The following is a 260-nucleotide window of genomic DNA, read 5'->3' on the forward strand; positions in this document are numbered from 1 at the left end:
ATTGGATCACTACCAGCTTTAACCATCTGTGCGTGAGCACTGATACGTGGTAGGACACGACCAACGAAATAGTCAGCAAGCTTAGCTTTGTTAGTATAGAACTCGCCTTCTTGACCATTGGCAGCTTCGACCATTAGCGCAAACATGTAAGAGTAGGCTAGGTAGCCAAAAGCATGCATGTAGTCAACAGCACAGCCGTTAATTTCATTTTTGCGTTCGTTAATATTGCTAAGAACCGTTTTGGTTAGCTCTTCAATAGT

Annotated in this window: 1 protein-coding gene; it reads right to left on the bottom strand. The window is 43.1% G+C overall.

The window, feature by feature from the left end:
- Positions 1–260 (bottom strand): acyl-CoA dehydrogenase C-terminal domain-containing protein (locus tag SB679_RS24995; protein ID WP_410705002.1); only part of this gene is annotated, 260 nt, incomplete at both ends.

Origin of the sequence: Chryseobacterium sp. SIMBA_029 (assembly GCF_046535275.1) — a bacterium.
GTDB lineage: Bacteria > Bacteroidota > Bacteroidia > Flavobacteriales > Weeksellaceae > Chryseobacterium.